This is a genomic window from Metabacillus crassostreae (assembly GCF_016908395.1).
GTDB classification, from domain to species: Bacteria; Bacillota; Bacilli; order Bacillales; family Bacillaceae; genus Metabacillus; species Metabacillus crassostreae.
Window position 1 is genome coordinate 93,751 of sequence record NZ_JAFBDU010000005.1, and the last position, 25,595, is coordinate 119,345.

Sequence of the window (25,595 nt, forward strand, 5' to 3'; positions counted from 1 at the left end):
GAATTTACTCCCTTAAAAACAAAAGATGTTACAGTATATTTCATAAATCATATAGCAAACACTTATTATTGTCTAATGTGCGAACACATTTTTATTTGAATGGAAATTAGGATGATTTTAGTAGTGATGAATACAAAAATCGATGGTTTTCACTAATATGACATCACAAAAGAAAAGAGGATACTATTTCAAGTATCCACCTAATGTTTTAGATATCTTCATTCAAAGGTTGCTCACCGAATGGTTTTGCAACAGAATCTAGAAGTAACTTACTTTGTATCTTATTACCTGAAAAATTTAATATTCCAAGATTATTATTTGTTATCAAAATTGAACCGTCTTTTATAGATTGATAGCTAATATCCTCTGTCCACGAAAGATGATTATTCTGTAAGGAATTTGAATCAAGATTATGATTGCTCACTTTGCGATCTTTTCCTTGAAGGGTATTGATCCACACAATAAGATTTAATAAACTGCCAAATACACCGCCAAAGCTATCATTATTCATCGGACTACTTGTTAGCTGGTAAATGGAAAGATCATGATTGTTTAACTCAACATTTGCTTTTGCAGTAAAAGCATAATGCACATCACCTGATAATATGATGGTGTCACTTGGCTGCCATTTTTTTAGTTGTTGTAGAAAAGACGAAAATCCTTTCATATTGTATCTCCATGCTTCAAAATCTAGCTTGTAATGAACAGGAACACCTAGTGCACGAAATGGATAGATATTGTTTTGAAGAAAACGCTCGATCAATTGTACCCCGTATAAAGGTGTGGCTGATGCGATAATTAACGGCTCTCCTGTCTTCCATTGGGCTTTTGATAATAGAGAATCAACAAGACTCCACCCTTTCTCTCCGATAAGTATTGGTGGTTTGCTTACTTCATCAACAAAGCTCAATAGCTTTACTTCTTCTAACGAAGCATCATATTCTCTTAGAGTTCGCGTATCAAGGAATAAAGAAGCTGGTGTTGTAGGTGCTACAAAATGCCAGGATTGAAAAGAGAATAGCTGTGATACCCAATTTACATAAGAAGTTGCTCCAACACGATAGTTTTTAAAATAAGCTGTATGTGTTTGAATAAAAGCTTCATCGTAATCTGCAGGCTGATTCCCCCATCCTTGAAACAGCCAGTATGCAGATAATCCGTTTGCAATTGTGTGTTTGCCTAGCGGTGAATCATATACATCTTCTTTCCATTGTGAAGAAAGATTCCAATCATCAGTTAAATCATGATCATCAAACATCATATAGGTTGGAGTATTTGCTAAAACCCTTCGAACCCTTGATATAGATTTCTCAAAGGCTTGAAGATCATTTAATTGTTCAGCATATCGTTTCTTATTCTCGATATACTCTTTATTATGTTCATCATCTGAGGATTTCTGTGAAGTAAAATGAATTTGATTTCGCTCATATACATCATTATAAGATTTCATAGCATTTTCTCCATGAGCTAAATTCCATAATTCAGGGCTCCAGCTTAGAAGATACATTACAGCATACTCACCAAGCGTTATTAAATGGTTATGCGCATTTGAAGAAGTGAATTGACAAAGGTTGTTCATAATATCTTGTCTACCGCGGACTTTCGTAAGCTGTTTTTTCCGCTTTTGTTCTTTTAGCTTTGGTTCTACAGCAACTAAGTTCTCATGCTGTGTACCGATTAACCTTCTACTTATATTATAGATAAATGAGAATATGGGGTCGGCTACATCATCGGCATAAATTTGATCTCCTAGCATAAACAATCCACTTGGTCTTTGAGAAAGATCATTTGAGGTTTTGGCTAATAAATGATCTGCTTCTGCTAAACGATCTGGACCTTTTCCATGAAGCTTTCTGCACGAGCCATATAGAATGTTCGGATTTATTGCTGATTGAATAAAAAACGTAGGATATTGGAAATCTTTATATACAATTGAGTCAGGATTTTCTTGGTTAAGTAATTCAAGGTTGTGTAAATCAAAGGCTTTTTCACTATTTTTAAAAGTGATGTTATAACCGAGAAGTTGGTCAACAGGAAATTCACCATAAAAGGGTGTAATTTTAATGAGATTTATAAATAGATGATCGCCTGTTTTTACTGTTTTTTGATTTACTCGAACATGTAAATCGTCATATTCAAATGATACTTCGTTTGTTTGAATGGTAAAAAGCTTAGCACTTATTGAAAATTCCTCACTTGTGGCTAACCATATATAAATATGTGACGGCTCTACCCTCCGAAGAATCGGACCAGCCAATATAGTTGGAAAATCCATTTATGTTAGTCACCACCTGAAATAGGTTTTTATTAACGTATTCAGATTTAGGCATTTTTGTGAGGGGGGGTAGAAGATTTTCAAACAATTAAGCTAATGGAATTGATTATCTAGACTTTCTTCATTACACTTTAACTAGACATCACAATGATGGAGTGAAAAAATGGTGAATTATAATGAAAATGAGATTTTCGATATAATGGAGGTATGCTTGCTAGCTGGGAAAATCATGCTCCGAAGTGGCGCAGAGACATACAGGGTAGAAGATACGATGATGAGAATTGGGTCAGCTTATGGAGTTGAAAAATCACATAGCTATGTAACACCAACTGGGATTATCTTTTCTGTTAGTAGTAAAACACCTACCCAATTAGTAAGAATTGAAGATCGATCAACAGATTTACAAAAGGTTGAAAAAGTAAATAGTATTTCAAGGGAAATTAGCAATGGTGAGCTTTCTGTAGAGGAAGCATATAAACAGCTTAAAGTGATTGAACAAGCAGCACATGCTTACCCAATATGGGTGCAAATTGCTGCAGCCTCAATATCAAGCGGCTGTTTCCTCATTATGTTCAATGGTGGCTGGAGTGATTTTTTACCTGCTGTTATTGCTGCCGGCATTGGATTTTCCAGTCTCATATATTTTCATCAGCTAGTTGAAATCAAGTTTTTTGCTGAATTTTTGGCATCCTTTGTTATTGGTTTATTAGCAGTTTTGATGGTCACCTTAAACATAGGAACAGAGTTAGATAAAATTATTATTGGATCTGTTATGCCTCTTGTACCAGGCTTATTAATCACAAATGCAGTGAGAGATTTAATGGCCGGGCACTTAGTATCAGGCATCTCAAAGGGTGCAGAGGCATTTTTAACAGCATTTGCGATTGGTGCAGGTGTGGCGGTTGTTTTTTCTATTTATTAGTTAAATTATTATTTTCAATATGGGGGCCTTACATATGATTGAGCAGCTTGCTACTAGCTTTATTGCATCAGCAGCATTTGGTGTCATTTTTAATGCACCTCAGAAGTCATTATTAAAATGCGGCTTAGTTGGAATGGTTGGCTGGATTATTTATGTAACACTTTATGAATATTCAAGTGATAGTGTTTTTTCCTCATTAGTAGCTTCCTTTTGTATTGCGATTATTAGCCAGTTTTTTGCTAAAAAATATCGTACACCTGTGATTATCTTTAACGTATCAGGCATTATCCCTTTAGTTCCAGGTGGGTTAGCATATGATGCAATGAGACGTGTTGTTGAAAATGAATATAACGCAGCTATTTCGTTAGCAGCAGAAGCATTTATGATATCTGGTTCAATCGCAATTGGACTGGTTTTATCTGAAGTGATCAATCAAATCATTCGAAAAAAGAAGCTGAGGAAGGTTTCTACAGAGGGTTTGTAAGTAATGTTTCAAAAGAAAATATGAAAAAATCTTAAGTATTTAAGCTAACTAATGTATAATGTTTTAATCACTTACAGAGAGGTTTGTATCATGAATTCATATATTAAGGATCAAGTAGAACAATTTCAAGTACGTAACAAAAACCGTGGACGATTATTAGTAAGCTGTCCAGACCAACCAGGTATTGTTTCAACTATTTCTCAATTCTTATTTTCCCATCAAGCAAATATCATTGAATCTAGCCAATATTCAACAAATCCAGAGGGAGGATCATTTTTTATTCGTATTGAATTTGAATGTCCGAATCTTGATGAAAAGGCAAGTAAAATGGAGCAGGAATTCACTGAGATTACTGGAGAATTTACGATGGAGTGGAGCTTCACACATGTGTACAATTTAAAGAAGGTAGCAATCTTTGTTTCCAAAGAGCTTCACTGCTTATTAGAGCTTCTATGGGAATGGCAAAGTGGAGATTTAATGGCAGATATCGCCCTTGTGATTAGTAATCATGAAGAAGCTAGAGAAGTTGTTGAAAACTTAAATATTCCGTTTTATCATATCCCTGCTAATAAGGATATTAGACAGGAAGTAGAAGAAAAACAGTTAAAATTATTAAAAGAGTATGATATTGATTTAATTGTGTTAGCTCGCTACATGCAAATTTTAACACCAACATTTGTTTCAGCAAACCCTAATAAAATCATTAATATTCATCACTCCTTCTTACCTGCATTTATCGGAGCAAGACCTTATGAAAGAGCTTATAACCGTGGAGTAAAATTAATTGGAGCAACATCACATTACGTAACAAATGACCTTGATGAAGGCCCAATTATTGAGCAGGATATAAGTCGAGTTGATCACCGAGATAATGTTGATAAACTAAAGAAAATAGGCCGTGGTGTTGAACGGAGCGTATTAGTACGTGCAGTGAAATGGCACCTAGAAGACCGTATTCTTGTTCATGGAAATAAAACGATTGTGTTTTAAAAGGTGTTTTGATTAAATAATCTGGAAATTAATTCAGTCTATGTACTACATTGGATTCAAAAGCAATTCATAGATAGACTAATGCACAAACAGGTTCCGATTCAGGATGAAAATATAGTAAACCACAATATAATTTTAGTGTGAATTCTCATTTGAATTCACGCTTTTTTTGTGATAATTCATCTTTTTGGAAAGTTTGTTGAACAGAGATACTACCTGCGAAAACAGGTGTGAAAGTTAGGAAGATGTAAGGAATCAAATTTGCAACGCTCATTTCTAATAGAAATGCAACTTCAAACTATGTATAAGATCTTGATGAGAAAGTAGTTCGTTCCATTTCGCTGCAGACACTTGCTTTCCTCTGCACCCGCAGGAGTCAAGTGTCTTCCGCTCCATTCCACTAAGTTTTTTAACATAAACTTGCTATGGGATGACTAAAAAAGTAGTAAGTTTTTAATAACGCTTCGACAATACAACAAACGATGAAAATACCGTAATTATCGTTAATGTTGCTAACAAACTAACAGTCTGATATCCACTTAGCTGAATGATTTCAAAATAAAGAAGTGGCATGAGTACAACCATATAACCTAATATAAAGAAATAACTTACAAACATCCCTCTTTCTCGTATTCTTTTTGATCGTTCATCATTTTCTTTAAATTGCGGATAGAGATACGATAAACAAAAACAAATAACTGTTGAACCTAAAAAAACAAATTCATATCCTACAAAAAACCCGCCTGTTGATATACTCGCAAAACTTAGTAACAAGCTATAAAATAAAAATAACAGACCACTAAATAAGAAAAACCTTCTCCCGACTTTACTACTCATTTGCATAAATATTCCCCTCTCTTAGCAAGTTCAAAATAATCCTGTAAAACCTATTCTTTTCCTTCGTCTTCTAATAGAAAAACTTCTTCTACAATTGTGTTAAAACATCGTGCTATTTGAATAGCCAGAGGCAATGAAGGATTATATCGACCTTTTTCAATAGATATAATTGTCTGACGTGAAACTTCTAGCATCTCTGCCATACGTTCCTGAGAGATTCCATTTTCCTGTCTTAACTGTTTCATACGATTTTTCATATAAGTAACACTTCCTCTATATAGATTATTGTAATGTAAAGTTACATTTACTGTAAAGGGTACTTTACATAGAAGACAGAGCTCAAATTGTGATATCTTTTTAAAAATGTGGTTTTGCTCAACTATATTTGCTCTACAGCCTTTTTTATTTATTGTTTCACTTATCTAACCTCGAAAAATGGTAAAATAATAGAAATGAATCATGACGGAGGGGTTTTTTTGAAACGATTAAATGGCAAAACAATCGCACTTGTTGGACAAAGGAAATCGGAAGAACTAAGCAAGCTTGTAGAAAACCTAGGTGGAGTAGCACTGATTCGTCCTGCACAGGGTACTGTATTTCTAGATGAATCAAATGTTGAAAAGGAAATACATGCACTAGTAACAGGTGATTTTGATTGGCTTATTTTCACAACAGGAATTGGCACAGACAAATTATATCAAACAGCGGTAAATATGGGATTAGGAGAAACATTTATTGAAGCACTGCAAAACGCAAAAATTGCAGCTCGAGGCTATAAAACTGTAAATGTATTAAAAAAATTAGGTATTAAAATAGATGTAAGAGATGATGATGGAAGCACTGCTGGACTGGTGAGACAGCTTGATGCTCATAAACTAACAGGTTGTCGGGTTGCACTACAGCTTCATGGAGATCCTGCTCCTTTATTGATTGATTGGTTAAAAGATCAAGATGCTGAGTATCGCGAAATTCTCCCATATCAACATATCCCGCCAAAACCAGAAGTCATGGAGCAATTGGTAGACGAAATTTTAAGTGGCAAGATTGATGCGGTTAATTTCACAAGTACACCACAAGCGAGATTTCTATTAGCATATGCTAAGGAAAAAGGAAAAGAAAAGGAGCTACTTCATGCATTTGAAACAAATGTGATTGCTGTATCTGTTGGTAAAGTAACAGCTCAAGCCCTTCGTGAGGTTGGAATTAATCGAATGGTTATCCCAGAAGAAGAGCGAATGGGAAGTGCGATTATAGCTTTAGTTCAGTTTTATCAAAAGCAAGAAGAAACGAAAGCAAATGAGTAAATCAAGGCTATTCTTTATATAAACTCAACTGAATTTAACAATATAGAAACAAGGATAGTAAAATGATTTATTTTTCCTCACATAGGTACTTAATTAAAAGTAAATAATGTTTAGTTGAAGCATATTTCTACTTGCTTAAAAGATCTTCATTGTATATTTTTTAAAATGAAAAGCGACTTTCTATAGTCGTTTTTCTCTTTTGGTTTGTATCTGAAGAAAATTTTGTAAATTTATTATTCAGTACCTTGCAATGTTCACTAGTGGATGGTAAGATATACTTGAAATTGGAAAAAACGTATTTTTTTGGTCCACTAGTAGATAATACACAGTAGTGATCAACATATAATAGGAGCTGACCGAAAATGAATGTTCAATTTAAGAAAGGTGTGCTAGAGCTATGTGTTTTAGTTCTGATCTCCAAAAAAGATCAATATGGTTATGAGCTAGCACAAAATATATCAAAGCGAATAGATGTTGCAGAAGGTACTTTATATCCATTACTTCGTAGATTAACAAAGGAAGATTACTTCACAACATATTTAGTTGAATCTTCAGAAGGACCATCGCGGAAGTATTATACCCTAACGGAGAAGGGCCGAGAGTATATGGTGAATTTGGTTGATGAATGGAAGCAGTTTAGTTCAGGTGTAAATCAATTAATTGAGGAGGGTATGACAAATGAATAAGCAAAAATTCTTAGGTGAATTATCAAATCAGCTAAAAAGTGTTCCACAGCATGATCGTAGTGAGATGCTTTATGATTTTGAGGAGCATTTTAAGAGTGGAATTCAAGAAGGTAAATCTGAAGATGAAATAGCACAAGGATTAGGTAATCCGAGAGCCATTGCAAAGGAATTACTTGTTGAATATAGAGTTACACAAGCAGAGACTGATCAATCAGTAAAAAGTATGTTCAATGTTGTGCTTGCAACAATAAGCTTGAGCTTCTTTAATATTATTTTTCTATTAGGACCGATTGTAGCTATTATTGGTGTTTATATTGCTTTAGCAGGTGTTGCACTTGGTTTTACACTTTCCCCAATTGCATGGATTGTTTCTCTATTTTTCATTGGTTTTACGGACTTTTTATCAGGATTTTTTGCTAGCGTTATCTTATGCAGTTTAGGTGTGTTAATGAGCATTGGAATGATTTATGTTGGTAAGTTTCTTTATAAAGTTATTTTGAAGTACGTTAAATTCAATATAAGGATTGTAAAAGGGGGAGAAAGTCGATGAAAAAGGTAGCTTTTACAGCTTTTATAACGCTTATTATTGGTATCATAGGTTTTTTTACTGTTAGTGGAAATGTGTTTTCAGTAGGAAGAAATGCAAGTATTGATGAAAGAGAAACAGTTACTTCTAGAAACATAGATTCTATGATTATAAAAGTAGATGTGGGAGAAGTGAATATAAAGGAAAGTAAGAATGACGAAATTGATGTTCATTTACACGGTAGTATAGCAAAAAAGCTTAAAGATCAAATGGAATTTTCAGTTGAAGAAAATGGATCTACGGTTGAGGTTAAAGTTAGTCAAAGAGAAAATACATTCTTCTTGCAATTTCCTTTTATAAATGCTGATTTTAATAGTAAACGAGTGTTAGATGTCAGTGTACCAAAAGAGTTACTTAATAAACTTGATGTGAAAACAGATGTAGGAGAAATTGCTATTAATGGCATTGATGTGGATGAGTTAAAGGCACATAGTGATGTTGGAGAAATATATGTTAATGGTTTCACTGGACTGGGTGATTTTCAGTCAAATGTAGGAGAAGTTGAATTAGAAAACATAAGCGGGAAAATTAAAGCTCATACCGATACTGGGGAGATTGACATAAAGGTAGAAGAGATGACCGATGATATTGAGCTTTCATCAGATGTTGGTGAAGTCACTGTTCGTTTTGCAAAAGAACCCAGTAACATTGGATTTGATTTAAGTAGTGATATTGGTGAGGTTTCAATAAATGGTTTTAAAGGCTATGATAACAATTCATCAGGCAGTATTATAACGCAAATTGGCAATGGTGGTCCAATGCTTAAGGTCAGCACTGATATTGGTGAGATTTTGGTAGAAAATTAAAAAAATCATTAGTGAGCTGATATATAAACAAGTATTGTAATGGTTGATTTCTGCTACAGGATGCTCGCTTTCCGCGGGGCGGGCGGTGAGCCTCCTCGACGCATAGCGTCTGTGGGGTCTCACCTGTCCCGCTGCTCCCGCAGGAGTCTCGCACCTTCCGCTCCAATCAACCCTATATAGTTTTGTGCAAAGCACTTTTAAACATAATAACTATATAGAATAGGGCCTAAATTAAATTTACAGCTCTATAACTAAGATAATTAGGCGTTTCAAACACATACAGATAGGTCATCATTCAACCGATTACATTTATACTGATTGTATAAAATTCTGTATTAAAAATGCTTTTGAAATACTCATCAACATTGTATTTTAATGGTTATTTATATGAATGCTTTGTGAGGTAACTATTTTTATATAGGAACCTCTCTTTAATGATATCGTAAAACATTTGATTTTGTTTTCGAAGTTATTAGAAAAAATAAAAAAATCCTTGCAATATTTTATATTTGCTTTAGAATAGAAAATAATTTAATTTTACGACAATTTACGACATACCTTATCAAGAGAGGCAGAGGGACTGGCCCTATGACGCCCAGCAACCACTATGTGTAATCTAACATAGAAAGGTGCTAAATCCTGCAGAACATATTTCTGTTCTGACAGATAAGGAAGAGATCTTAATAAGACAACTCTTCCTTTTAAAGGGAAGAGTTTTTTATTGTCTAAAAACGAACAATAAATAAACTTTTGTATTTAATGTTTGTGTTTTAGGGTTTAATTTTCTATAAAACTGTTGTATAGTTGTCACTATGATTAAAATTACCGAAGAAGGTGGAGCATCTATGAAAAAAATATTTGTCTTTTTAGCATTGTTTACATTACTTTTAGCTGGCTGTGGTGCCAATGAAACAGCGAAATCAGAAAGTGATACATCATCAGAAGAAAAAGCAAAGAAAGTAGCCCTGATTCTTCCAGAGAAAATTGGTGTGAACCCATTTTTCCAACAGATGGATGAAGGAGCTAAAAAAGCTGCTGAAGAATTTGGTTTTGAGTTTAAAACAATTGAATCTACAGACATTACGGCAATAGAAGAAAATCTTCGCGTAACAGTAGCAGAGGGATATGACCTAATTATTACATCTTCATTTGAATCAGAAGATGCACTTAAAAAAGTAGCAGGAGAAAATCCTGATCAACAATTTGCCATTATAGATACTACAGTCGATTTACCAAATGTACGAAGTGTCAATTTTAGAGAGCATGAAGCAGCGTATTTATTAGGAGCTACAGCAGGTTTATCAACAAAAACAAATACAGTTGGAATGGTTGCAGCAGTGGAAATTCCACTTCTGAAGAAATGGACAGTTGCTTTTGAAGAGGGACTTAAATCAACAAACCCAGAAGCACAATTCTTATTGAACTATGTTGGTAGCTTTGAAGATCCAGCAAAAGCAAAAGAACTGGCATTACTTCAATTCTCAAAGGGTGCTGACTTTATTGCTGGTGCGGCAGCAGTAGGAGATCTTGGTGTATTTGAAGCTGCTAAAGAAGAAGGCTTTTATACAGCAGGACAAGATATCGATCGAACAGAGCTTGATCCAGAGCATATCGTTCTTTCCCAACTAAAAGGAACAGATGCAGTTGCTTATGAAACAATTAAGGCTTTTGCTGAAGGAACGTATGAAGCAGGTGTTGTTGCTTATGGCTTAAAAGAAAATGGTGTTGGATTAACATATGTAACACATGATAGTAGCACACCATTAAATGACTTTGTGGGTCAAGAAGCAATCGATAAAGTGAAGGTTATTAAAGATGATATTATCATTGGAAAACTAGAAATTAAAAATCCATTAGAAAACTAATAAGATATGAATAAATGGAAACCGACTACTTTTATAGCAGTCGGTTTCCCATGCTTTTTGGAGAGGAGGAAGTAAGATGGCTGTTCGTTTAGAAATGAAAGATATGACAAAAAACTATGGTAGCTTTAAAGCGAATGATTCAATTTCTCTATCATTAAATGCTGGTGAAATTCATGCTGTCATTGGTGAAAATGGAGCAGGTAAAACAACATTAATGAGAATGCTGTATGGGATGGAGCAGCCTACCTCAGGTGATATTTATTTAGATGGAAAAAAGGTAGTGTTCTCTAATCCTAATGATGCCATTGAAAATAAAATCGGGATGGTACATCAACATTTCATGCTATTTCCTGACTTCACTGCAGCTGAGAATATTGTCATCGGTCATGAACCTATGAAAATTGGATTTTTTGATCGGAAAAAAGCAATTGAAGAAGTACAGAGCTTAATAGATCAATATAAAATTCCTGTTAGACCTACTGCTAAGACTGCTAGTTGTTCCTTAGGAGAACAACAAAGAATTGAAATTTTGAAAGTTCTCTATCGAGGTGCAGACATTATCATTTTGGATGAACCAACTGCAGTTTTAACTCCTTTAGAGGTAAAGGGCTTATTACAAACAATACGAGAGCTGGCTAATCAAGGGAAAAGTATTATTCTAATTACTCATAAACTACGTGAAGTGATGGAAGTAGCTGACAAAATGACTGTCTTGAGAAATGGGAAGGTAACAGGCTCTGTTTCAAGACAAGAAACATCAGTTGATGAGCTTGCTAAACTAATGGTAGGCCGAGATCTCCAGAATTTAAGTACACTCACTCCTATGGATGGAAAGCCAATACTTGAAGTAAGGAATATAACACTTCAAGAAAAAACGAATAAGCCTCTTCTTGATGATATTTCCTTTACTGTCAAGCAAGGTGAAATTGTTGGAATAGCAGGTGTTTCTGGTAACGGACAATCAGAGCTTCTTCAGGCGATAACTGGGCTGAGATCGATACAACAAGGAAATGTTTATTTAGAAGGAAAAGATGTGACAAATCAACACGCTGCAACCATTCGTGAAGCGGGATTATCGCATATACCAGAAGATCGCTATTTATGGGGTGCAGCTAAGGAAGCAACTGTTGAAGAAACAGCATTAATGGGGTATCACACAAAACCAATGTATCGTTCCAAATCCTTCTTACTAAAAAAGCCTTTCAGAAAATTAGTTCAGGACTGGATTAATAAATTTGAAATTAAAGCCGGATCACTAGATGAAGAAGCAGGTAACTTATCAGGCGGTAATCTACAAAAGCTAATTGTGGCTAGAGAGCTTGGACAAGAAACACCGATTTTAATTGCGGCAGAGCCAACTCGTGGTGTTGATATTGGGGCAATGGAATACATACATGAAGCTCTTCTTCATAAGCGGAATAAAGGTGAAGCTGTTTTACTTGTGTCGTCAGAGTTAACTGAGATTATGGCACTTTCTGATCGTATCCTTGTTATGTATGAAGGAAAAGTTGTTGGTGAAATAGGACGCAAAGATGCAACTGAAGAAGCAATAAGTGTCTTAATGGCAGGAGGGGTAACAGCATGACAGGCGTTCAAAATGGTATAAAGCGTTTATTTCAAGCGCTACTACAGCCCTTTTTTGCAATATTTTTAGGCTTGTTAACTGGAGCAATTGCAATAAGTATTGTTGGGGAACCTGTTCTAGCTTCTTATAAAGAAATGTGGAATGGTGCCTTTGGAAATTTTTACTTCCTCACATCAACACTAGCGAGAGCAACACCTATTATGCTTGTTGGACTTGGTGTTGCGCTAGCTTTTAGAGCAGGTGTTTTTAACTTAGGAGCAGAAGGACAGATGGTTTTAGGTGCTGTGAGTGCTGCATTAGCAGGTGTCTATATACCTGGAACTGGAATTGGAAAGACGCTTCTCGTTTTGTTAGTTGGAATCTTAGCAGGAGGTCTTTGGTCATTACTTGCAGGCTGGCTTGAAGCAAAATTTAAAGTTCAACTATTAATTTCTACGTTACTTCTAAACTATGTAGCTGTTTTATTTGCGAGCTATTTAGTATCAGATCCATTTCAAGATAAAACAGGATCAGGTGCATTAGCGCAAACTCATATGCTTGATCAAGATATGTGGCTTCCTAAACTTTTTCAAGGTATGAGTGTTCATTGGGGCTTTTTAATCGCAGTGGGTGCAGCGATTATCATGTTTATTATTTTTCGAACAACTTCTGCAGGATATGAAGTGAAAATGCTTGGATTAAATCCTTTTTTTGCATCTTACGGTGGTGTAAATAAAGTAAAAGTGATGCTAACAAGTATGTTTATTAGTGGTGCACTATCAGGCTTAGCCGGTACAGTTGAAGTGTTAGGCTCACAATATCGATTTGTAGATGGTGCTCTTACTGTCCCGGGGTATGCATGGACAGGCTTGATGGCAACATTACTAGCAAACTCTCATCCAATTGGTACAGCTATTACATCAATTTTCTTAGCGGCAATCGAAACAGGTGCAATGGGTATGGAACGTAATACGCAAGTTCCTTTAGAAGTTTCAAGCATTATTCAATCTGTTCTTATTTTATTTATTTCAGCAAAAATCACGTTAAAATGGTGGAAACGAAAATCGAAAGTGGGTGGATCACATGGAACTCTTTGACCTTACATTACTTAGCTCAACCATTCGTATGGTTACACCCATTTTATTAGCTGCACTTGGTGGTGCATTATGTGCACGTGTTGGTTTATTTAATGTTGGTTTAGAGGGCTTAGTACTAATTGGAGCCTTTTCAGCAATTGTAGGAAATCATTTAACAGGAAATGTGTTACTAGCTGTTTTATTCGCCGCCTTTATGTCATTTTTATTTGCGATGCTCTTTGCCGTTATGACCATCCAGTTAAAAGCAAATGATATTGTTGTCGGTGTTGCCATTAACTTTTTAGCACTTGGGCTTACAACCTTTGCTTTAAGAACAATTTTTCAGGTAAAAGGTGCTTATTATGATAAGGATATGGAAGGACTTCCAAAATGGGATATCCCGGTTATACAGGACATACCAGTTATAGGTTCGATCTTATCAGGACATTCCCCACTTGTTTATTTTGCCTTTTTAGCAGCCATTTTATTGTATGTATTTTTATATCGAACAGTTATAGGGTTTCGAGTTTTATCCGTGGGGATGAATCCAACAGCAGCAAAAAGTATTGGCTTAAAGGTTGGTTCATTACAGTACTTAGCTATAGGCTTGAGTGGTATTTTATGTGGACTTGCCGGTGCTCAGCTTTCATTAGGACAAGTGACATTATTTACTGAAGGAATGACAGCTGGACGTGGCTTTATTGCATTGGTTGCAATGATGCTAGGACAATCACATCCAATTGGTATTATCGGATCAAGTTTATTATTTGGATTTATGGATGCAATCAGTATCCGACTGCAAGGCTTTTCCCTACCCACTCAATTTACACAAATGCTTCCATACTTAATTACGATATTAGCCATGTTCCTATTAAGAGATCGAGGAATGGGCTCACAGCTTGGTAATCAACAAAGTGGAAGATAAAAAGATCGTTAGTCAAATAAATAACTGAAGGGGAGATAAATGATGAATAAAGCAGATCGAATAAAACGTATGAAAGTACCTGCCGTCGATCCACAGCTAGCCAAACGTTTACCACCTGGTCAGGTATTAACAGAGCGTTTTCCCATTCTACATGAAGGTGAAGTTCCTAAGTATGATCTTGAAAAATGGACATTGAAAATCTTTGGAGCAATTGATAAAGAAATGACCTTAACATTTGATGACATTATGAAGCTCACTCAATCTTCTGTAACGTGTGACATTCATTGTGTAACAAGATGGTCTCGTTTTGATAACACATTTACAGGAGTACTTTTTAAGGATTTATTAAAAGAGCTGAACATTAATCCAACAAGTAAATATGTGATGCTTCATGCAGATCAAGATTATACAGCAAACCTCGAATTATCTGATTTAGATCGTGATGATGTATTACTAGCACATTCATTTGAAAATGAACCACTAACAGATAAACATGGTTGGCCACTTCGATTGGTTGTTCCTCATTTATATTTCTGGAAAAGTGTGAAATGGATAAGAGGCATAGAATTCATTGATGAAAACAAACCAGGATTTTGGGAACAAAATGGATTTCATATGAATGGAGATCCTTTTAAGGAAGAGCGCTTTTCTGGTGAAGACCTGCCAATACCAGAGGATGAATGGGAGAGAAAGGACTATGACTGAGTTATTGACAAATCTAAAGGTGAACTCAGATGAATTGCCTAAAAAGGTGCTAGTTTGTGGTGATCCGGTACGAGCTGAAAAAATTGCTAGTTTACTTGAAGACTCTAAGCTTCTTGCAAAAAATAGAGAGTATCATTCTTATAAAGGTAGCTGGCAAGGTGTTGAGCTAGCAATAGTAAGTCATGGAGTAGGATCACCAGGTGCTGCTGTTTGCTTTGAAGAGCTAGCAAAGGGTGGTGCCAAAACCATTATCAGAATTGGAACAGCGGGTTCTTATCAGGCAGAAATTCAGCCTGGTCACATTGTGATCAGTACAGCTGCCGTAAGAAGAGATGGTTTAACAAGCCAGCTTGTACCAGAAGGCTTCCCTGCCGTTGCTACTCGGCAAGTTGTGAAGTCATTGGCTGATGCGGCTAATGCAAGAAATCAACAGATTCATGAAGGAATAACGTTAACATTGGATGTGTTCTATTCAGGTATCATCGAGTTTCCTCATGAATTGTATAAAAGGGCCGGAGTGTTAGCAGTTGAGATGGAGAATTCTGCTCTTTTTACAATTGGTGCGATCAGAGATGTGAAAACCGGGGCAATTCTTGCTATTGATGGCTATGCTGATGCTGATCTAAGAAATGAGTATAATCCACATACAGATGTAGTTTCAGAGGCAATTGAACAGGAAGCATTTATTGCTTTAGATGCGATTATTCATACTTAATAATAGAAGGTAGCTGTGATGAAATAAAGCTAATTTATTCTTCACAGCTACTTTTTTCAATCTGTTAGAAGTCCAATTTCTTTTGTTAACGCTTTATTTTTACTATAATAGATGTATTGTAATAAAAGTTAGGCCTGGTATATTAACAGTGCCTTTTAAAAAAAGGGATGGTGTAGAGTATGAACTATCGTCAATTAGGAGACACAGAGCTTAAGGTTAGTGAATTAAGCTTTGGTACATGGGCAATAGGAGGTTCTTGGGGTAAATCATCTGATCAGGAAGCATTAAAAGGATTAGAAAAAGCAATGGATGCAGGTGTTAATTTTTTTGACACTGCTGATGTTTATGGTGATGGACATAGTGAGGAATTGCTTGCAAAAGCTACAAAGGGTAAAGAAGATAAAATACATATAGCCACAAAATTCTGTCGTGCTGGAGATATTTTTGATCCGGAAACATATTCAGAAAAAGCAGTTACAGAATATTGTGAAGCAAGTTTAAAGCGCCTTAAACGTGAAACAATCGACCTTTACCAAATTCATTGTCCGCCAATGGAGATTTTAAAAGATGGACGTGTTTTTGAGGTATTAGATAAATTGCAGCAACAGGGTAAAATTCGTCACTACGGCGTAAGTGTGGAAACAGTTGAAGAAGGCTTATTTTGCTTAGAGCAGGAAAATGTAAAAGCACTTCAAGTTATTTTTAATATTTTCCGTCAAAAGGCCGTAACAGAATTACTTCCTCAAGCTAAAGAAAAAGGTGTTGGCATATTAGCACGTGTTCCTTTAGCAAGTGGATTATTGACTGGTAAATTTACAAAAGTAGCGAAGTTTGAAGAAGATGATCATCGTAACTTTAACAAAGATGGTGAACATTTCAATGTTGGCGAAACCTTTGCAGGTGTTGAGTTTTCTAAAGGTGTTGAATTAAGTGAACAGCTAAAGTGGATTGCTGAAGGTCGTGGCAATATGACGAGAGCTGCTTTACGATGGATTCTTGATCATGAAGAAATTACAACCGTTATTCCAGGCTTTAAAACAGTGAAGCAGGTAGAAGATAACTTACAAGCAACAGAAGTTCCACACTTCAGTGAAGCTGAGCTTAAAAAGTTAACAGATTTTTATCATCATGACATCCACCCGAATATTCGTGGAGTTTACTAATAAGTAGGAAAAAGAGTTAAAGCTGATTTATGTGGCTTTAACTCTTTTTTTTGAGGTTTGTATTGGAAGATTGCAGATTACTTGTAAAGCTGACGAAATTTGTCGAATGATGGAATAGTTAAGAAAGTTGATTGATTATCGTGAAAAGTTGAATGAATAACAGCAAAAGTTGAATGATTATTCCCCAAAGTTGAATGATTAATGAAAAATGAGAGAAACGAAGGTATCAACAATCATAAAATAGCTCAAATAAAACCCTGTCTATTCGAAAATAGACAGGGTTTTATCGTTATTGCTTATAAATTTGCAGAAACTGGTGCAGTTGTTGCTTCTTTTCTTCTTTGATGCCAGTGGTAGACGGCGATAATTCCGATAACAAACAAGCCAGAATAGAAATAGAGCACTTCATAGCCAAGTTGTGAGACGATTATCCCTAGAATGTATGAACCAGCTGCTATTCCGATATCAAAGAAAGTGAAAAATGTCGCGGTAGCATGACCACTACGCTTCAAATCTGTTGATTGAATAGCAAGTGTTTGTAAACACGGAACAATTGAGCCATATCCTAGACCGATAAAGCCCCCTGCTAAAAGGAATAGAAAAGTAGTTTGGGCAAAGCTTAGTAAAACTAATCCGAAAACAAAGAAAATGAGTGCTGGATAGATCACACTATTTGGCCCTTTATTATCAAATAAGCGACCACTAAAAGGTCTTGATATAATCATTACAACTGCAAAAACTACAAAGAAATAGCTAGCAGCTTCTAATAAATCAAGCTCTTTTGCATACATAGAGATAAATGAAATCACACTTGAATAGGCGAAAGCAACTAAACTACCGATTAAAGCGATAGGAAGTGCTTTTTTATCAAATAAATCCTCAAATGTTATTTTTTTATCCGAAATCTTTTGACTAGCTGGAAGCTCCTTAATTTTACTAAATGCTGTAAACACAACACCAATAACCATTAGTATAGCTAAAATAAGAAACAAAACAAAAAATGAGGAAAATTGTAATAAAGTTAAAGAGATAAAAGGACCGAATACTACGGCTAAGTTCATTGACATGGCAAAATAACCAAGTCCTTCTCCGCGGCGTTTGTTTGGTACCAAATCTGCGGCAATGGCTCCAGTAGCAGTAGTAGCAATGCTAAACCAAATGCCATGAAAAAATCGAAGTGCTAATAAGAGACCATAATGATCAATCCATAAATAGAGAAAGGATGATAAAGTAAATAAACTAAGACTTATCATTAATACTTTTTTCTTTCCAAAATCCTGTAGTAACTTTCCGGAAAATGGTCTAACAATAATGGCAGAAAGAAGTAAAGTCGTTACAATCAGTCCTGCTTCAACACTAGATTTATTAAGTTCATCAACAACATAAATAGGTAAAGAGGTTAATAGACCATAAAAAGTGACAAAGAGAAAAAAGTTACTTAAGAAGATACTAATAAAGCTCTTTGTCCAGATCGGCTGTTTATCAACGTTATTCATTTTTTCATCCTGCCTCCTTTGTTTTTTACTTTCCTGGAGTATAGTTACATAGAAATATAAGGCAAGAACAACGAGCTATTTTAAATTTCATCTGCTTTGGTCACAAAAGGCTATGTAGCTAGCTTGTGCTTACCTTATCAATTTCCTAGTTTACTTAATAAGGAAAGTAAGTATTGTTGTTCTTCCTCTGTTAACTTATGAAGCATTTGTTCTTCGAAATTTGTGACACTCTTCTCAACAGTGGGTAGATGACTTTCAGCCTTTTCAGTTAGAAATACAAGTCGTTCGCGCTTATCTTTGCCGTGCTTTCGTGAAATCCATCCAGCGTCTTCAAGCTTAAGTAGTGTGCGTGTAACAGTTGGTGCTTCAACACCTAAATAACGCCATAGTTCACTTTGTGTCATTGGTCCATTCGTTTTTAAGCAATAAAGGATCGACCATTGTGAACTGTATAATTGATGCTCTTGTAGCTGTTCATTAAGTTCTTTTGTCATATGCCTTGTTTTTTGGTATAGCGTATGAAATAACTCACTTTTATTTATCATCACATGTCACCACCTGAAATTATTTACCTAGGTAAATAATTAACTTCTACTACTATAACAGATTTATATTTGATGTAAAGGATTCTTGATTTTATTTTCTAAACCTAACTAACTACAAAAAAGCCTAGCAATAGTCTGCTAGGCGAAATTTAAATGATGAATTTTTCAATTATATTTTTACTGCGCGATCCTTTATATTCCATGTCTTTCTCCACGAGAAGTTTGCAATGACTAAGATTGCAATTGCAGCAAGGGCAATACATGAAAATGTGATAAATCCTGAAGAATAGGATCCTGTTAGTTCTTTTAATGTTCCTAAAATGTTTGGTAAGAAGAAACCGCCGATACCACCTGCTGCCCCTACTATTCCTGTTACCATACCAATTTCCTTTTGAAAGCGTTGAGGTACTAATTGGAACACTGCTCCATTACCCATACCTAAGCACATCATTCCAACAAAAAGTAATGCCGTGATCGCAAATAATGGTGGTAATTGACTTACACCTAGCATACAAACAGCAACACCGATGAATAGGAATGATAGGACTTTAACTCCACCTATTTTATCTGAGATATATCCTCCAACTGGTCTGAAAAAGCTTCCGGCTGCAACACAGAGTGTCACAAAGTCACCTGCTTGAACTGAGGAAAGGCCATATTCATCAACAAAGAACATACTAAGAAAGCTTGATAAACCGACAAAACCACCAAATGTAACACTATATAATAAGCAAAAGAACCATGTATCTTTATGAGCAAACACTTTAAAGTAATTTGCTAAAGGCTGTGGAGCAGGCTGTGTTGGTGCATCCTTCGCCAATAGTATAAAAACAAAAAACGTAATAAGAAGTGGGATAATGGCAAGACCCATTGTTACATGCCAACCAAAGCTTTCAGCTAAACGAGGACCAAATAAAGTAGCAATTAATGTTCCGCTATTTCCAGCACCTGCGATACCCATTGCTACACCTTGTAAGTGTGGAGGATACCATCTGCTAGCCATTGGAAGTGCTACTGCAAAGCTTGCACCTGCGACACCTAGTAAAATCCCAATCATATAAAGCTCAGGAATGGTATTACCAGCAAATAAACCCCAAAGTAAAGGAATAGTTGTGATACTCATCCCTAAAATAGCTGTCTTCTTAGGTCCAAAACGATCTGTTAGGATACCTAATACAATTCTAAATACAGATCCTGCAAGGATAGGAACAGCAACAATCATTCCTTTTTGAGAAGGTGACAAACCAAAATCCTGTGTGATAAAAACGCCTAGAGCTCCAAGAATAACCCAAATCATAAAACTGACATCAAAATACAGAAATGACGAAAAAAGTGTTTTTGGGTGACCGCTAGTTTTTAATTCTGATAATTTCATATAAAATCTCCTCTCATATTTGTTATTGTTAAAATTTTCTGTCTACTCATGTTCTGTGCTCATTATAAAACGTGAAAAAGAAGTAGAAAAGATACTTGTAATTAAATGTAACGCGGAATGTTAAGAAACCTTATTGTATCAATGGTTTGAAAAGCTCACTTTTAAAAATGTGTGTTAGGAAATATGACAAAAAACCAATGTGAAGAAGCTCTGTATGAAATAATGAGAGCAATAAATTAGGTCAGACCATTTGTGCTAGGAGGGTAATATGAAGCAAAAATTGGTGGTTGTCGGAAATGGAATGGCGGGAATCCGTTGTGTTGAGGAAATTTTAAAGCACTCTTCAGATGTTTATGAAATATCTATTATTGGCAGTGAAACACATCTTAATTATAATCGGATTTTATTGTCATCCGTTTTACAGGGAGAAGCAAAATTTGAGGATATCACACTTAATCATAGCGAGTGGTATTCGGGTAACAAGATAGATCTATACTCAGGTGAAACTGTGATTAATATTGATTCAACCCAAAAACATGTATTAACTGACAAAAATCGGTTGCTGTCATATGACAAACTTATTTTAGCTACTGGTTCATCTCCATTTGTTCTACCTGTTCCAGGTGTAGAAAAAGAAGGGGTCATCACTTTTCGAACAATCGAGGACTGTAAAAAAATGATTGAAACCACCAAAAATCAACGTGCAATTGTGATTGGAGGAGGAGTATTAGGTCTTGAAGCAGCTTGGGGATTGCTGCATCTTGGTTTAGATGTGAGTGTTGTACACAATTCAGAGTGTTTAATGCAGCGTCAATTAGATCAAGCTTCCTCCCAATTACTGCAAAAACAGCTAGAGAGAAAAGGTATAAAGTTTCTTTTAGGTAAAACAACAAAGGAATTCAATGGAGAAAACAAAGTAGAGGAAATAGTCTTTACTGATGATTCCTCGGTGTCAGCTGATTTGGTTGTGATGTCTGTTGGTGTTATGCCAAATGTACAGCTAGCTAAGGATAGCGGTATAAAAACTAATCGTGGAATTGTTGTAAATGACTTTATGGAAACAAGTGTAAAGGATATATATGCAGTTGGTGAATGTGTGGAGCATAACGGTTTTGTTTATGGACTTGTTAAACCGTTATATGAACAAGGAAAGGTACTGGCAAACCGACTTTGCAGTACTAAGAGTAAAAGGTATAAAGGCTCTGTGTTATCAACAAGCTTGAAAGTGCCTGGTATCGATCTCTTTTCGATCGGAGATTTAAGAGAAGATGAATCAACACAAGCATTAACAATACTAAATGAAATCAATGAAGTCTACAAAAAGATGATATTTCGTGGTGATATCATGGTCGGTGCAGTGTTATATGGCGATACAAAAAGTCAATCAAAATTAGCAGATGTGATAATGAAAAGAAAGCATATAAATGACGTGGAAAAGCAGCAGTTAATGTATTCAACAGAAAAAGATTACTCACTGTTAAGTTCAATGAAGGTAAGTGAGGTTATTTGTAACTGTAACGGAGTATCTAAAGGAGCTATTATGGAGGCCGTTCAGCATGAGGGAATATCAACTCTAGATGAAGTAAAGCAATGCACAAAAGCATCTAACTCTTGTGGTAGCTGTAAATCACTTGTTTGTGATCTGCTTGAATATATTCATAGTGATGATTGTGATGAAGTTACAGAAAAGAAGACACTGTGTGCCTGTACAGCCTTAACAGAAGATGAGGTTGTTTACGAGATTCAACAGCAGAACTTATCTTCAGTAGGTGAAGTAATAGCAAAGCTTAATTGGTTTTCTAAAGATGGGTGTTCAAAGTGCATACCGGCAATTTCCTACTATTTAGCGATGATCTATCCAAAAGCTGAAGCTGCTAACACCTCTAGTTTTGAAAACCAAGGACTTTTGCTTTCTTCTCAAAAGGACGGAACATATAGCCTTACCCCAAGAATATATGGTGGTAGAATATCCGCTCAAGAATTAAAGAAAATTGCCAATGCTATTGAAAAATATCAGTTGAGTTATGTCGGATTAACGTCAGCTCAAAATATACAAATAAAAGGAATAAAAAAGGAGTACGTTCAAGCTGTATGTGCCGAATTAAATATGAGTTTTCATTCTTTAGAAAATAACACTGTTCAACATATTAACACGTTGTTTGGTGAACATGCTTGTACTTGTGATTATGATGATGCCATGCAATTAGCAATTGATTTAGAAAAAGGTATGGAAACAATCATCACTCCATATAAAGTGATATTGAGTGTTTCAGCATGTAAGCATAGCAATGCGGATAATATTCAAAAAGACATTAATATTATTGGTGATGATAGAGGTTGGGAAATTTACGTTGGTGGTCAAATTCTTTCGCCAGATCAACAGGAAGAGTTGCTAACAATTGCCCAAGATGTAGTAGAAGTAAAACAAGTTGTTTTAGGATTAATTCAATATTATAGAGAAACAGCAAATTATTTAGAGTGTATTTTTGACTGGATTGAAAGAGTTGGGTTGATTCATATAAGAGAAGTTCTCTTTGAAGATTCTTTAAGAATGCAGTTGGTAGAAAGGTTAGAAGTGGAAGTGGAGCAAACATTAAGTTTCTAGGTGATTTCACTTGTAATGACTTATTTTTCTAAATAGATTAATAGAGGAGGTTCGTGTACATTGACTGATTTATTACTAAAATATTTCAGAACAAAGCAGCAGGAAGTTCAATCTGAAAAGGTGTATGATACGCAATGTCCATTTTGTAGTATGCAATGTAAAATGCAATTAATCGAACAATCTGTTGTATCTAGAAAAACGTTTAAAACAATTGGTAAGGATAATCCAACATCACAAGGAAGATTATGCGTAAAAGGAATGAATGCACATCAACATCCTTTTCATAAGGACCGAATTATGCATCCTTTGCTAAAGGTTAATGGTGAGTTTGTTCAAATATCTTGGGAAAAGGCATTGCAGCATATTAAGGAGCAGTTCGAATCAATTCAAGCTACGGATGGTCATGATGCTCTTTCTGTTTATGGAAGTGCGTCAATTACAAACGAAGAAGCTTATTTGCTTGGAAAGTTTGCTAGAGTAGCATTGAAAACTCCGTATATCGATTATAATGGTCGTTTGTGTATGTCCGCAGCAGCTACAGCAGCAAATCAGACATTTGGAGTTGATAGAGGATTAACAAATGCATTGTCTGAAGTACATCACACAAGGGTGATCATTTTAGCTGGCACAAATATTGCAGAATGTCAGCCAACAATCATGCCATATTTTGAAAAAGCAAAGGAAAACGGTGCATATATTATTGCAATTGATCCTCGTGAAACGGCAACAACAATGCTTGCTGATTTACATTTAAAGGTGAAGCCTGGGATGGATGCTGCTTTAGCGAATGGTCTACTCAAAGTGATTATTGATGAAGATTTAGTAGATGAACAGTTTGTTCAAGAGCGGGCAACAGGATTTGAAGAGGTTAAGGAGCATATTGATTCTCTTTCATTGGATGAAATTTCTAGCTTAACAGACGTTCCAGTTGAACAGATTAGAACTGCTGCAATAAAATTTGCAAGCGAGGATTCAGGTATGCTTTTTTCAGCGAGAGGGGTAGAGCAGCAAATTGATGGTACCCATGCTGTTCGTAATTTACTGAATATTCTAATCTCTACTGGCAAGATTGGGAAGAAATATTCTGGCTATGGAGCAATAACTGGTCAGGGAAATGGTCAGGGAGCAAGAGAGCATGGACAAAAGGCTGATCAGCTTCCAGGATATCGATCAATTGAAAATGAAGAGCATCGTGAACAGGTTGCAAAGGTGTGGGGTATAGATAAAGATGAGCTTCCTCGAAAAGGTGTATCTGCATATGAAATGTTCCAAAAAGTAAATGAGGGAAAAATAACGGGTATGTTCTTAATGTGCTCAAACCCTGTTGTCTCAAATCCGAATGCAAACTTTATTAAGCAGGCCTTAAAAAAGCTTAAATTTCTAGTTGCGGTAGAGATGTTTATTTCAGAAACAGCAGAAATGGCAGATCTCATTTTACCAACATCATCTTATCTAGAAGATGAAGGAACAATGACAAATCTAGAAGGAAGAGTCACACTAAGAGAAGCGAGTCGACCTTGCCCTGGTGAAGTTAAGCATGATTGGGAGATCCTTTGCGAAATTGCGAAGGTGCTAGGTAAAGAGAAGTATTTTCCTTTTACATGTGCAGAGGACATCTTTAATGAATTAAGGGAAGCAAGCAAGGGTGGAGCAGCAGATTATTATGGAATTACCTATGATCGAATTAGAAAAGAACAGGGAATACTCTGGCCATGTCCAGATATAGATCACAAAGGAACTGTTCGTTTATTTGAAAATGAATTCGCGCATAGTGATGGAAGGGCGAGAATGCTGCCTGTATCAAATTTGTCAGAAATTCCAAAAGAAAAGGTTGATGAAGAATATCCATTGTATTTAACAACAGGAAGAATTGTGTCTCAATACCTAACAGGTGTACAAACAAGAAAAAGCTCCGCATTAGCTGCAAGAAATTTCGAATCATATCTAGAGATTCATCCTGAAACAGCAAAGAGATACAATATTGAGCATAACAATTTAGTATCTGTTACTTCTAAACGAGGAAATATTGTTGTAAGAAGTAAGTTGTCTGAGAAAATTAGAAAAGATACAGTGTTTGTTCCAATTCACTGGGCAGAAGCACAAAATGTAAATCTGTTGGTAGGTGAGGATCTTGATCCGAGCTGTAAAATGCCTGGGTTTAAAGTGAATGCGGTTAAGGTTACGCCTGTTTGATTTATCGATTTGATCCATTAAAGGCTCTTTTCGTAAAAGTTATAGTGTTTAACAAAGGAGTGGTTGGTTGAGCTACAGGTTGTTCGCTTTCCGCGGGGCGGGCGGTGAGCTTCCTCGGCGCACTGCGCCTGTGGGATCTCACCTGTCCCGCTGCGCCCGCAGGAGTCTCACACCTTCCGCACAACCAACCACTGCTATCGTAAATTGTTTAAGAAATGAAAATAGAGAAACCTATAAGCTAGTTCTCTTTTTTCTTATTATTTTAGAAGATAATCAATTTACCTCTCCCAAATGAATCATATATAAATATTAAGATCTTCCCTCACCTTAAAATTCTGAGACCACAATATAACAATTTAGATAATCTATCATACAATCCTACCAGATAACTTATATATTACATCTACAAATCCCTTCATTCATGATTCTTCATACTTATTATTTTAAAACCGTTCTGACAAAAGTACAAAATGCTACT

At 35.7% G+C, this 25,595-nt stretch carries 21 protein-coding genes, 1 pseudogene and 1 riboswitch; of the genes and pseudogenes, 16 read left to right on the plus strand and 6 right to left on the minus strand.

What is annotated here, in order from left to right; translation table 11 throughout:
• Positions 1 to 208: 208 nt before the first annotated feature.
• Complete coding sequence (locus JOC75_RS15620) at positions 209 to 2,275, minus strand: metallophosphoesterase family protein (protein ID WP_204954946.1); 2,067 nt, start codon at positions 2,273 to 2,275, stop codon at positions 209 to 211.
• Between the two features lie 163 nt (positions 2,276 to 2,438).
• Between JOC75_RS15620 and JOC75_RS15625 the strand changes: the two genes are divergently transcribed.
• The 3 genes from JOC75_RS15625 (at position 2,439) to purU (ending at position 4,671) form a co-directional block, all read left to right on the plus strand.
• Positions 2,439 to 3,197, plus strand: a complete 759-nt coding sequence (locus JOC75_RS15625; protein ID WP_204954947.1) for a threonine/serine exporter family protein — start codon at positions 2,439 to 2,441, stop codon at positions 3,195 to 3,197.
• Positions 3,198 to 3,231: 34 nt separating this feature from the next.
• Positions 3,232 to 3,681 carry a threonine/serine exporter family protein gene (locus JOC75_RS15630; RefSeq protein ID WP_204954948.1) on the plus strand — a complete coding sequence of 150 codons (450 nt, stop codon included), beginning with the start codon at positions 3,232 to 3,234 and terminating at the stop codon, positions 3,679 to 3,681.
• Between the two features lie 90 nt (positions 3,682 to 3,771).
• A complete protein-coding gene (gene purU, locus JOC75_RS15635) occupies positions 3,772 to 4,671 on the plus strand; it encodes a formyltetrahydrofolate deformylase (RefSeq protein WP_204954949.1) in 900 nt (299 codons plus the stop codon).
• Positions 4,672 to 5,124: 453 nt separating this feature from the next.
• On the opposite strand, the gene JOC75_RS15640 is transcribed toward purU, so the two are convergent.
• Positions 5,125 to 5,514 carry a hypothetical protein gene (locus tag JOC75_RS15640; protein WP_204954950.1) on the minus strand — a complete coding sequence of 130 codons (390 nt, stop codon included), beginning with the start codon at positions 5,512 to 5,514 and terminating at the stop codon, positions 5,125 to 5,127.
• Positions 5,515 to 5,558: 44 nt separating this feature from the next.
• Positions 5,559 to 5,765 (minus strand): helix-turn-helix transcriptional regulator, encoded by a 207-nt coding sequence (locus JOC75_RS15645; RefSeq protein WP_204954951.1) that lies wholly within the window; start codon positions 5,763 to 5,765, stop codon positions 5,559 to 5,561.
• Positions 5,766 to 5,984: 219 nt separating this feature from the next.
• On the opposite strand from JOC75_RS15645, the gene JOC75_RS15650 reads away from it, so the two are divergent.
• The 11 genes from JOC75_RS15650 to JOC75_RS15700 all read left to right on the plus strand — a co-directional run bounded on the left by JOC75_RS15650 (position 5,985) and on the right by JOC75_RS15700 (position 16,903).
• The gene (locus tag JOC75_RS15650; RefSeq protein ID WP_204954952.1) at positions 5,985 to 6,812 is read left to right on the plus strand and encodes a uroporphyrinogen-III synthase; all 828 of its coding nucleotides are present in this window, start codon (positions 5,985 to 5,987) and stop codon (positions 6,810 to 6,812) included.
• Positions 6,813 to 7,174: 362 nt separating this feature from the next.
• Entirely contained in the window at positions 7,175 to 7,498 is a 324-nt protein-coding gene (locus tag JOC75_RS15655) for a PadR family transcriptional regulator (protein WP_204954953.1), read from the plus strand.
• Positions 7,491 to 8,048 (plus strand): HAAS signaling domain-containing protein, encoded by a 558-nt coding sequence (locus tag JOC75_RS15660; RefSeq protein ID WP_204954954.1) that lies wholly within the window; start codon positions 7,491 to 7,493, stop codon positions 8,046 to 8,048. The genes JOC75_RS15655 and JOC75_RS15660 overlap by 8 nt, the downstream gene beginning before the upstream one ends.
• Complete coding sequence (locus tag JOC75_RS15665; RefSeq protein ID WP_204954955.1) at positions 8,045 to 8,890, plus strand: DUF4097 family beta strand repeat-containing protein; 846 nt, start codon at positions 8,045 to 8,047, stop codon at positions 8,888 to 8,890. The genes JOC75_RS15660 and JOC75_RS15665 overlap by 4 nt, the downstream gene beginning before the upstream one ends.
• A 556-nt stretch (positions 8,891 to 9,446) precedes the next feature.
• A riboswitch (SAM riboswitch) is annotated at positions 9,447 to 9,563 on the plus strand.
• 172 nt (positions 9,564 to 9,735) lie between these two features.
• Positions 9,736 to 10,755 (plus strand): BMP family protein, encoded by a 1,020-nt coding sequence (locus JOC75_RS15670; protein WP_204954956.1) that lies wholly within the window; start codon positions 9,736 to 9,738, stop codon positions 10,753 to 10,755.
• A 76-nt stretch (positions 10,756 to 10,831) separates the two neighbouring features.
• Complete coding sequence (locus JOC75_RS15675; RefSeq protein WP_204954957.1) at positions 10,832 to 12,340, plus strand: ABC transporter ATP-binding protein; 1,509 nt, start codon at positions 10,832 to 10,834, stop codon at positions 12,338 to 12,340.
• Positions 12,337 to 13,416, plus strand: a complete 1,080-nt coding sequence (locus tag JOC75_RS15680) for an ABC transporter permease (protein ID WP_204954958.1) — start codon at positions 12,337 to 12,339, stop codon at positions 13,414 to 13,416. Before JOC75_RS15675 ends, JOC75_RS15680 begins: the two co-directional genes overlap by 4 nt.
• On the plus strand, positions 13,403 to 14,320 hold the full coding sequence (locus JOC75_RS15685; protein WP_204954959.1) for an ABC transporter permease: 918 nt from the start codon (positions 13,403 to 13,405) through the stop codon (positions 14,318 to 14,320). The genes JOC75_RS15680 and JOC75_RS15685 overlap by 14 nt, the downstream gene beginning before the upstream one ends.
• Before the next feature lie 42 nt (positions 14,321 to 14,362).
• Positions 14,363 to 15,025 carry a sulfite oxidase-like oxidoreductase gene (locus JOC75_RS15690; protein WP_204955097.1) on the plus strand — a complete coding sequence of 221 codons (663 nt, stop codon included), beginning with the start codon at positions 14,363 to 14,365 and terminating at the stop codon, positions 15,023 to 15,025.
• Positions 15,018 to 15,740 (plus strand): nucleoside phosphorylase, encoded by a 723-nt coding sequence (locus JOC75_RS15695; RefSeq protein ID WP_204954960.1) that lies wholly within the window; start codon positions 15,018 to 15,020, stop codon positions 15,738 to 15,740. The genes JOC75_RS15690 and JOC75_RS15695 overlap by 8 nt, the downstream gene beginning before the upstream one ends.
• A gap of 179 nt (positions 15,741 to 15,919) precedes the next feature.
• Complete coding sequence (locus JOC75_RS15700; RefSeq protein ID WP_204954961.1) at positions 15,920 to 16,903, plus strand: aldo/keto reductase; 984 nt, start codon at positions 15,920 to 15,922, stop codon at positions 16,901 to 16,903.
• Positions 16,904 to 17,199: 296 nt separating this feature from the next.
• Here JOC75_RS15700 and JOC75_RS15705 read toward each other — a convergent pair.
• The 3 genes and pseudogenes from JOC75_RS15705 to JOC75_RS15715 all read right to left on the minus strand — a co-directional run.
• Positions 17,200 to 18,462: pseudogene (locus JOC75_RS15705) on the minus strand (MFS transporter); the annotation flags it as partial.
• Between the two features lie 74 nt (positions 18,463 to 18,536).
• Positions 18,537 to 18,944 carry a MarR family winged helix-turn-helix transcriptional regulator gene (locus tag JOC75_RS15710; protein ID WP_204954962.1) on the minus strand — a complete coding sequence of 136 codons (408 nt, stop codon included), beginning with the start codon at positions 18,942 to 18,944 and terminating at the stop codon, positions 18,537 to 18,539.
• Between the two features lie 169 nt (positions 18,945 to 19,113).
• Complete coding sequence (locus tag JOC75_RS15715; protein WP_204954963.1) at positions 19,114 to 20,319, minus strand: nitrate/nitrite transporter; 1,206 nt, start codon at positions 20,317 to 20,319, stop codon at positions 19,114 to 19,116.
• Between the two features lie 268 nt (positions 20,320 to 20,587).
• Here JOC75_RS15715 and nirB point away from each other — a divergent pair, with 268 nt between their 5' ends.
• Both nirB and nasC read left to right on the plus strand, forming a co-directional pair.
• Complete coding sequence (nirB, locus tag JOC75_RS15720) at positions 20,588 to 22,924, plus strand: nitrite reductase large subunit NirB (protein WP_204954964.1); 2,337 nt, start codon at positions 20,588 to 20,590, stop codon at positions 22,922 to 22,924.
• A gap of 60 nt (positions 22,925 to 22,984) precedes the next feature.
• Complete coding sequence (gene nasC / locus JOC75_RS15725) at positions 22,985 to 25,117, plus strand: assimilatory nitrate reductase catalytic subunit NasC (RefSeq protein ID WP_204954965.1); 2,133 nt, start codon at positions 22,985 to 22,987, stop codon at positions 25,115 to 25,117.
• Positions 25,118 to 25,595 lie beyond the last annotated feature (478 nt).

Coding starts and splice junctions, on each gene's coding strand:
- JOC75_RS15620 (WP_204954946.1), bottom strand. CDS start 2,275: ATGGATTTTCCAACTATATTGGCTGGTCCGATTCTTCGGAGGGTAGAG.
- JOC75_RS15625 (WP_204954947.1), top strand. CDS start 2,439: ATGGTGAATTATAATGAAAATGAGATTTTCGATATAATGGAGGTATGC.
- JOC75_RS15630 (WP_204954948.1), top strand. CDS start 3,232: ATGATTGAGCAGCTTGCTACTAGCTTTATTGCATCAGCAGCATTTGGT.
- purU (WP_204954949.1), top strand. CDS start 3,772: ATGAATTCATATATTAAGGATCAAGTAGAACAATTTCAAGTACGTAAC.
- JOC75_RS15640 (WP_204954950.1), bottom strand. CDS start 5,514: ATGCAAATGAGTAGTAAAGTCGGGAGAAGGTTTTTCTTATTTAGTGGT.
- JOC75_RS15645 (WP_204954951.1), bottom strand. CDS start 5,765: ATGAAAAATCGTATGAAACAGTTAAGACAGGAAAATGGAATCTCTCAG.
- JOC75_RS15655 (WP_204954953.1), top strand. CDS start 7,175: ATGAATGTTCAATTTAAGAAAGGTGTGCTAGAGCTATGTGTTTTAGTT.
- JOC75_RS15660 (WP_204954954.1), top strand. CDS start 7,491: ATGAATAAGCAAAAATTCTTAGGTGAATTATCAAATCAGCTAAAAAGT.
- JOC75_RS15665 (WP_204954955.1), top strand. CDS start 8,045: ATGAAAAAGGTAGCTTTTACAGCTTTTATAACGCTTATTATTGGTATC.
- JOC75_RS15670 (WP_204954956.1), top strand. CDS start 9,736: ATGAAAAAAATATTTGTCTTTTTAGCATTGTTTACATTACTTTTAGCT.
- JOC75_RS15675 (WP_204954957.1), top strand. CDS start 10,832: ATGGCTGTTCGTTTAGAAATGAAAGATATGACAAAAAACTATGGTAGC.
- JOC75_RS15680 (WP_204954958.1), top strand. CDS start 12,337: ATGACAGGCGTTCAAAATGGTATAAAGCGTTTATTTCAAGCGCTACTA.
- JOC75_RS15685 (WP_204954959.1), top strand. CDS start 13,403: ATGGAACTCTTTGACCTTACATTACTTAGCTCAACCATTCGTATGGTT.
- JOC75_RS15690 (WP_204955097.1), top strand. CDS start 14,363: ATGAATAAAGCAGATCGAATAAAACGTATGAAAGTACCTGCCGTCGAT.
- JOC75_RS15695 (WP_204954960.1), top strand. CDS start 15,018: ATGACTGAGTTATTGACAAATCTAAAGGTGAACTCAGATGAATTGCCT.
- JOC75_RS15700 (WP_204954961.1), top strand. CDS start 15,920: ATGAACTATCGTCAATTAGGAGACACAGAGCTTAAGGTTAGTGAATTA.
- JOC75_RS15710 (WP_204954962.1), bottom strand. CDS start 18,944: ATGATAAATAAAAGTGAGTTATTTCATACGCTATACCAAAAAACAAGG.
- JOC75_RS15715 (WP_204954963.1), bottom strand. CDS start 20,319: ATGAAATTATCAGAATTAAAAACTAGCGGTCACCCAAAAACACTTTTT.
- nirB (WP_204954964.1), top strand. CDS start 20,588: ATGAAGCAAAAATTGGTGGTTGTCGGAAATGGAATGGCGGGAATCCGT.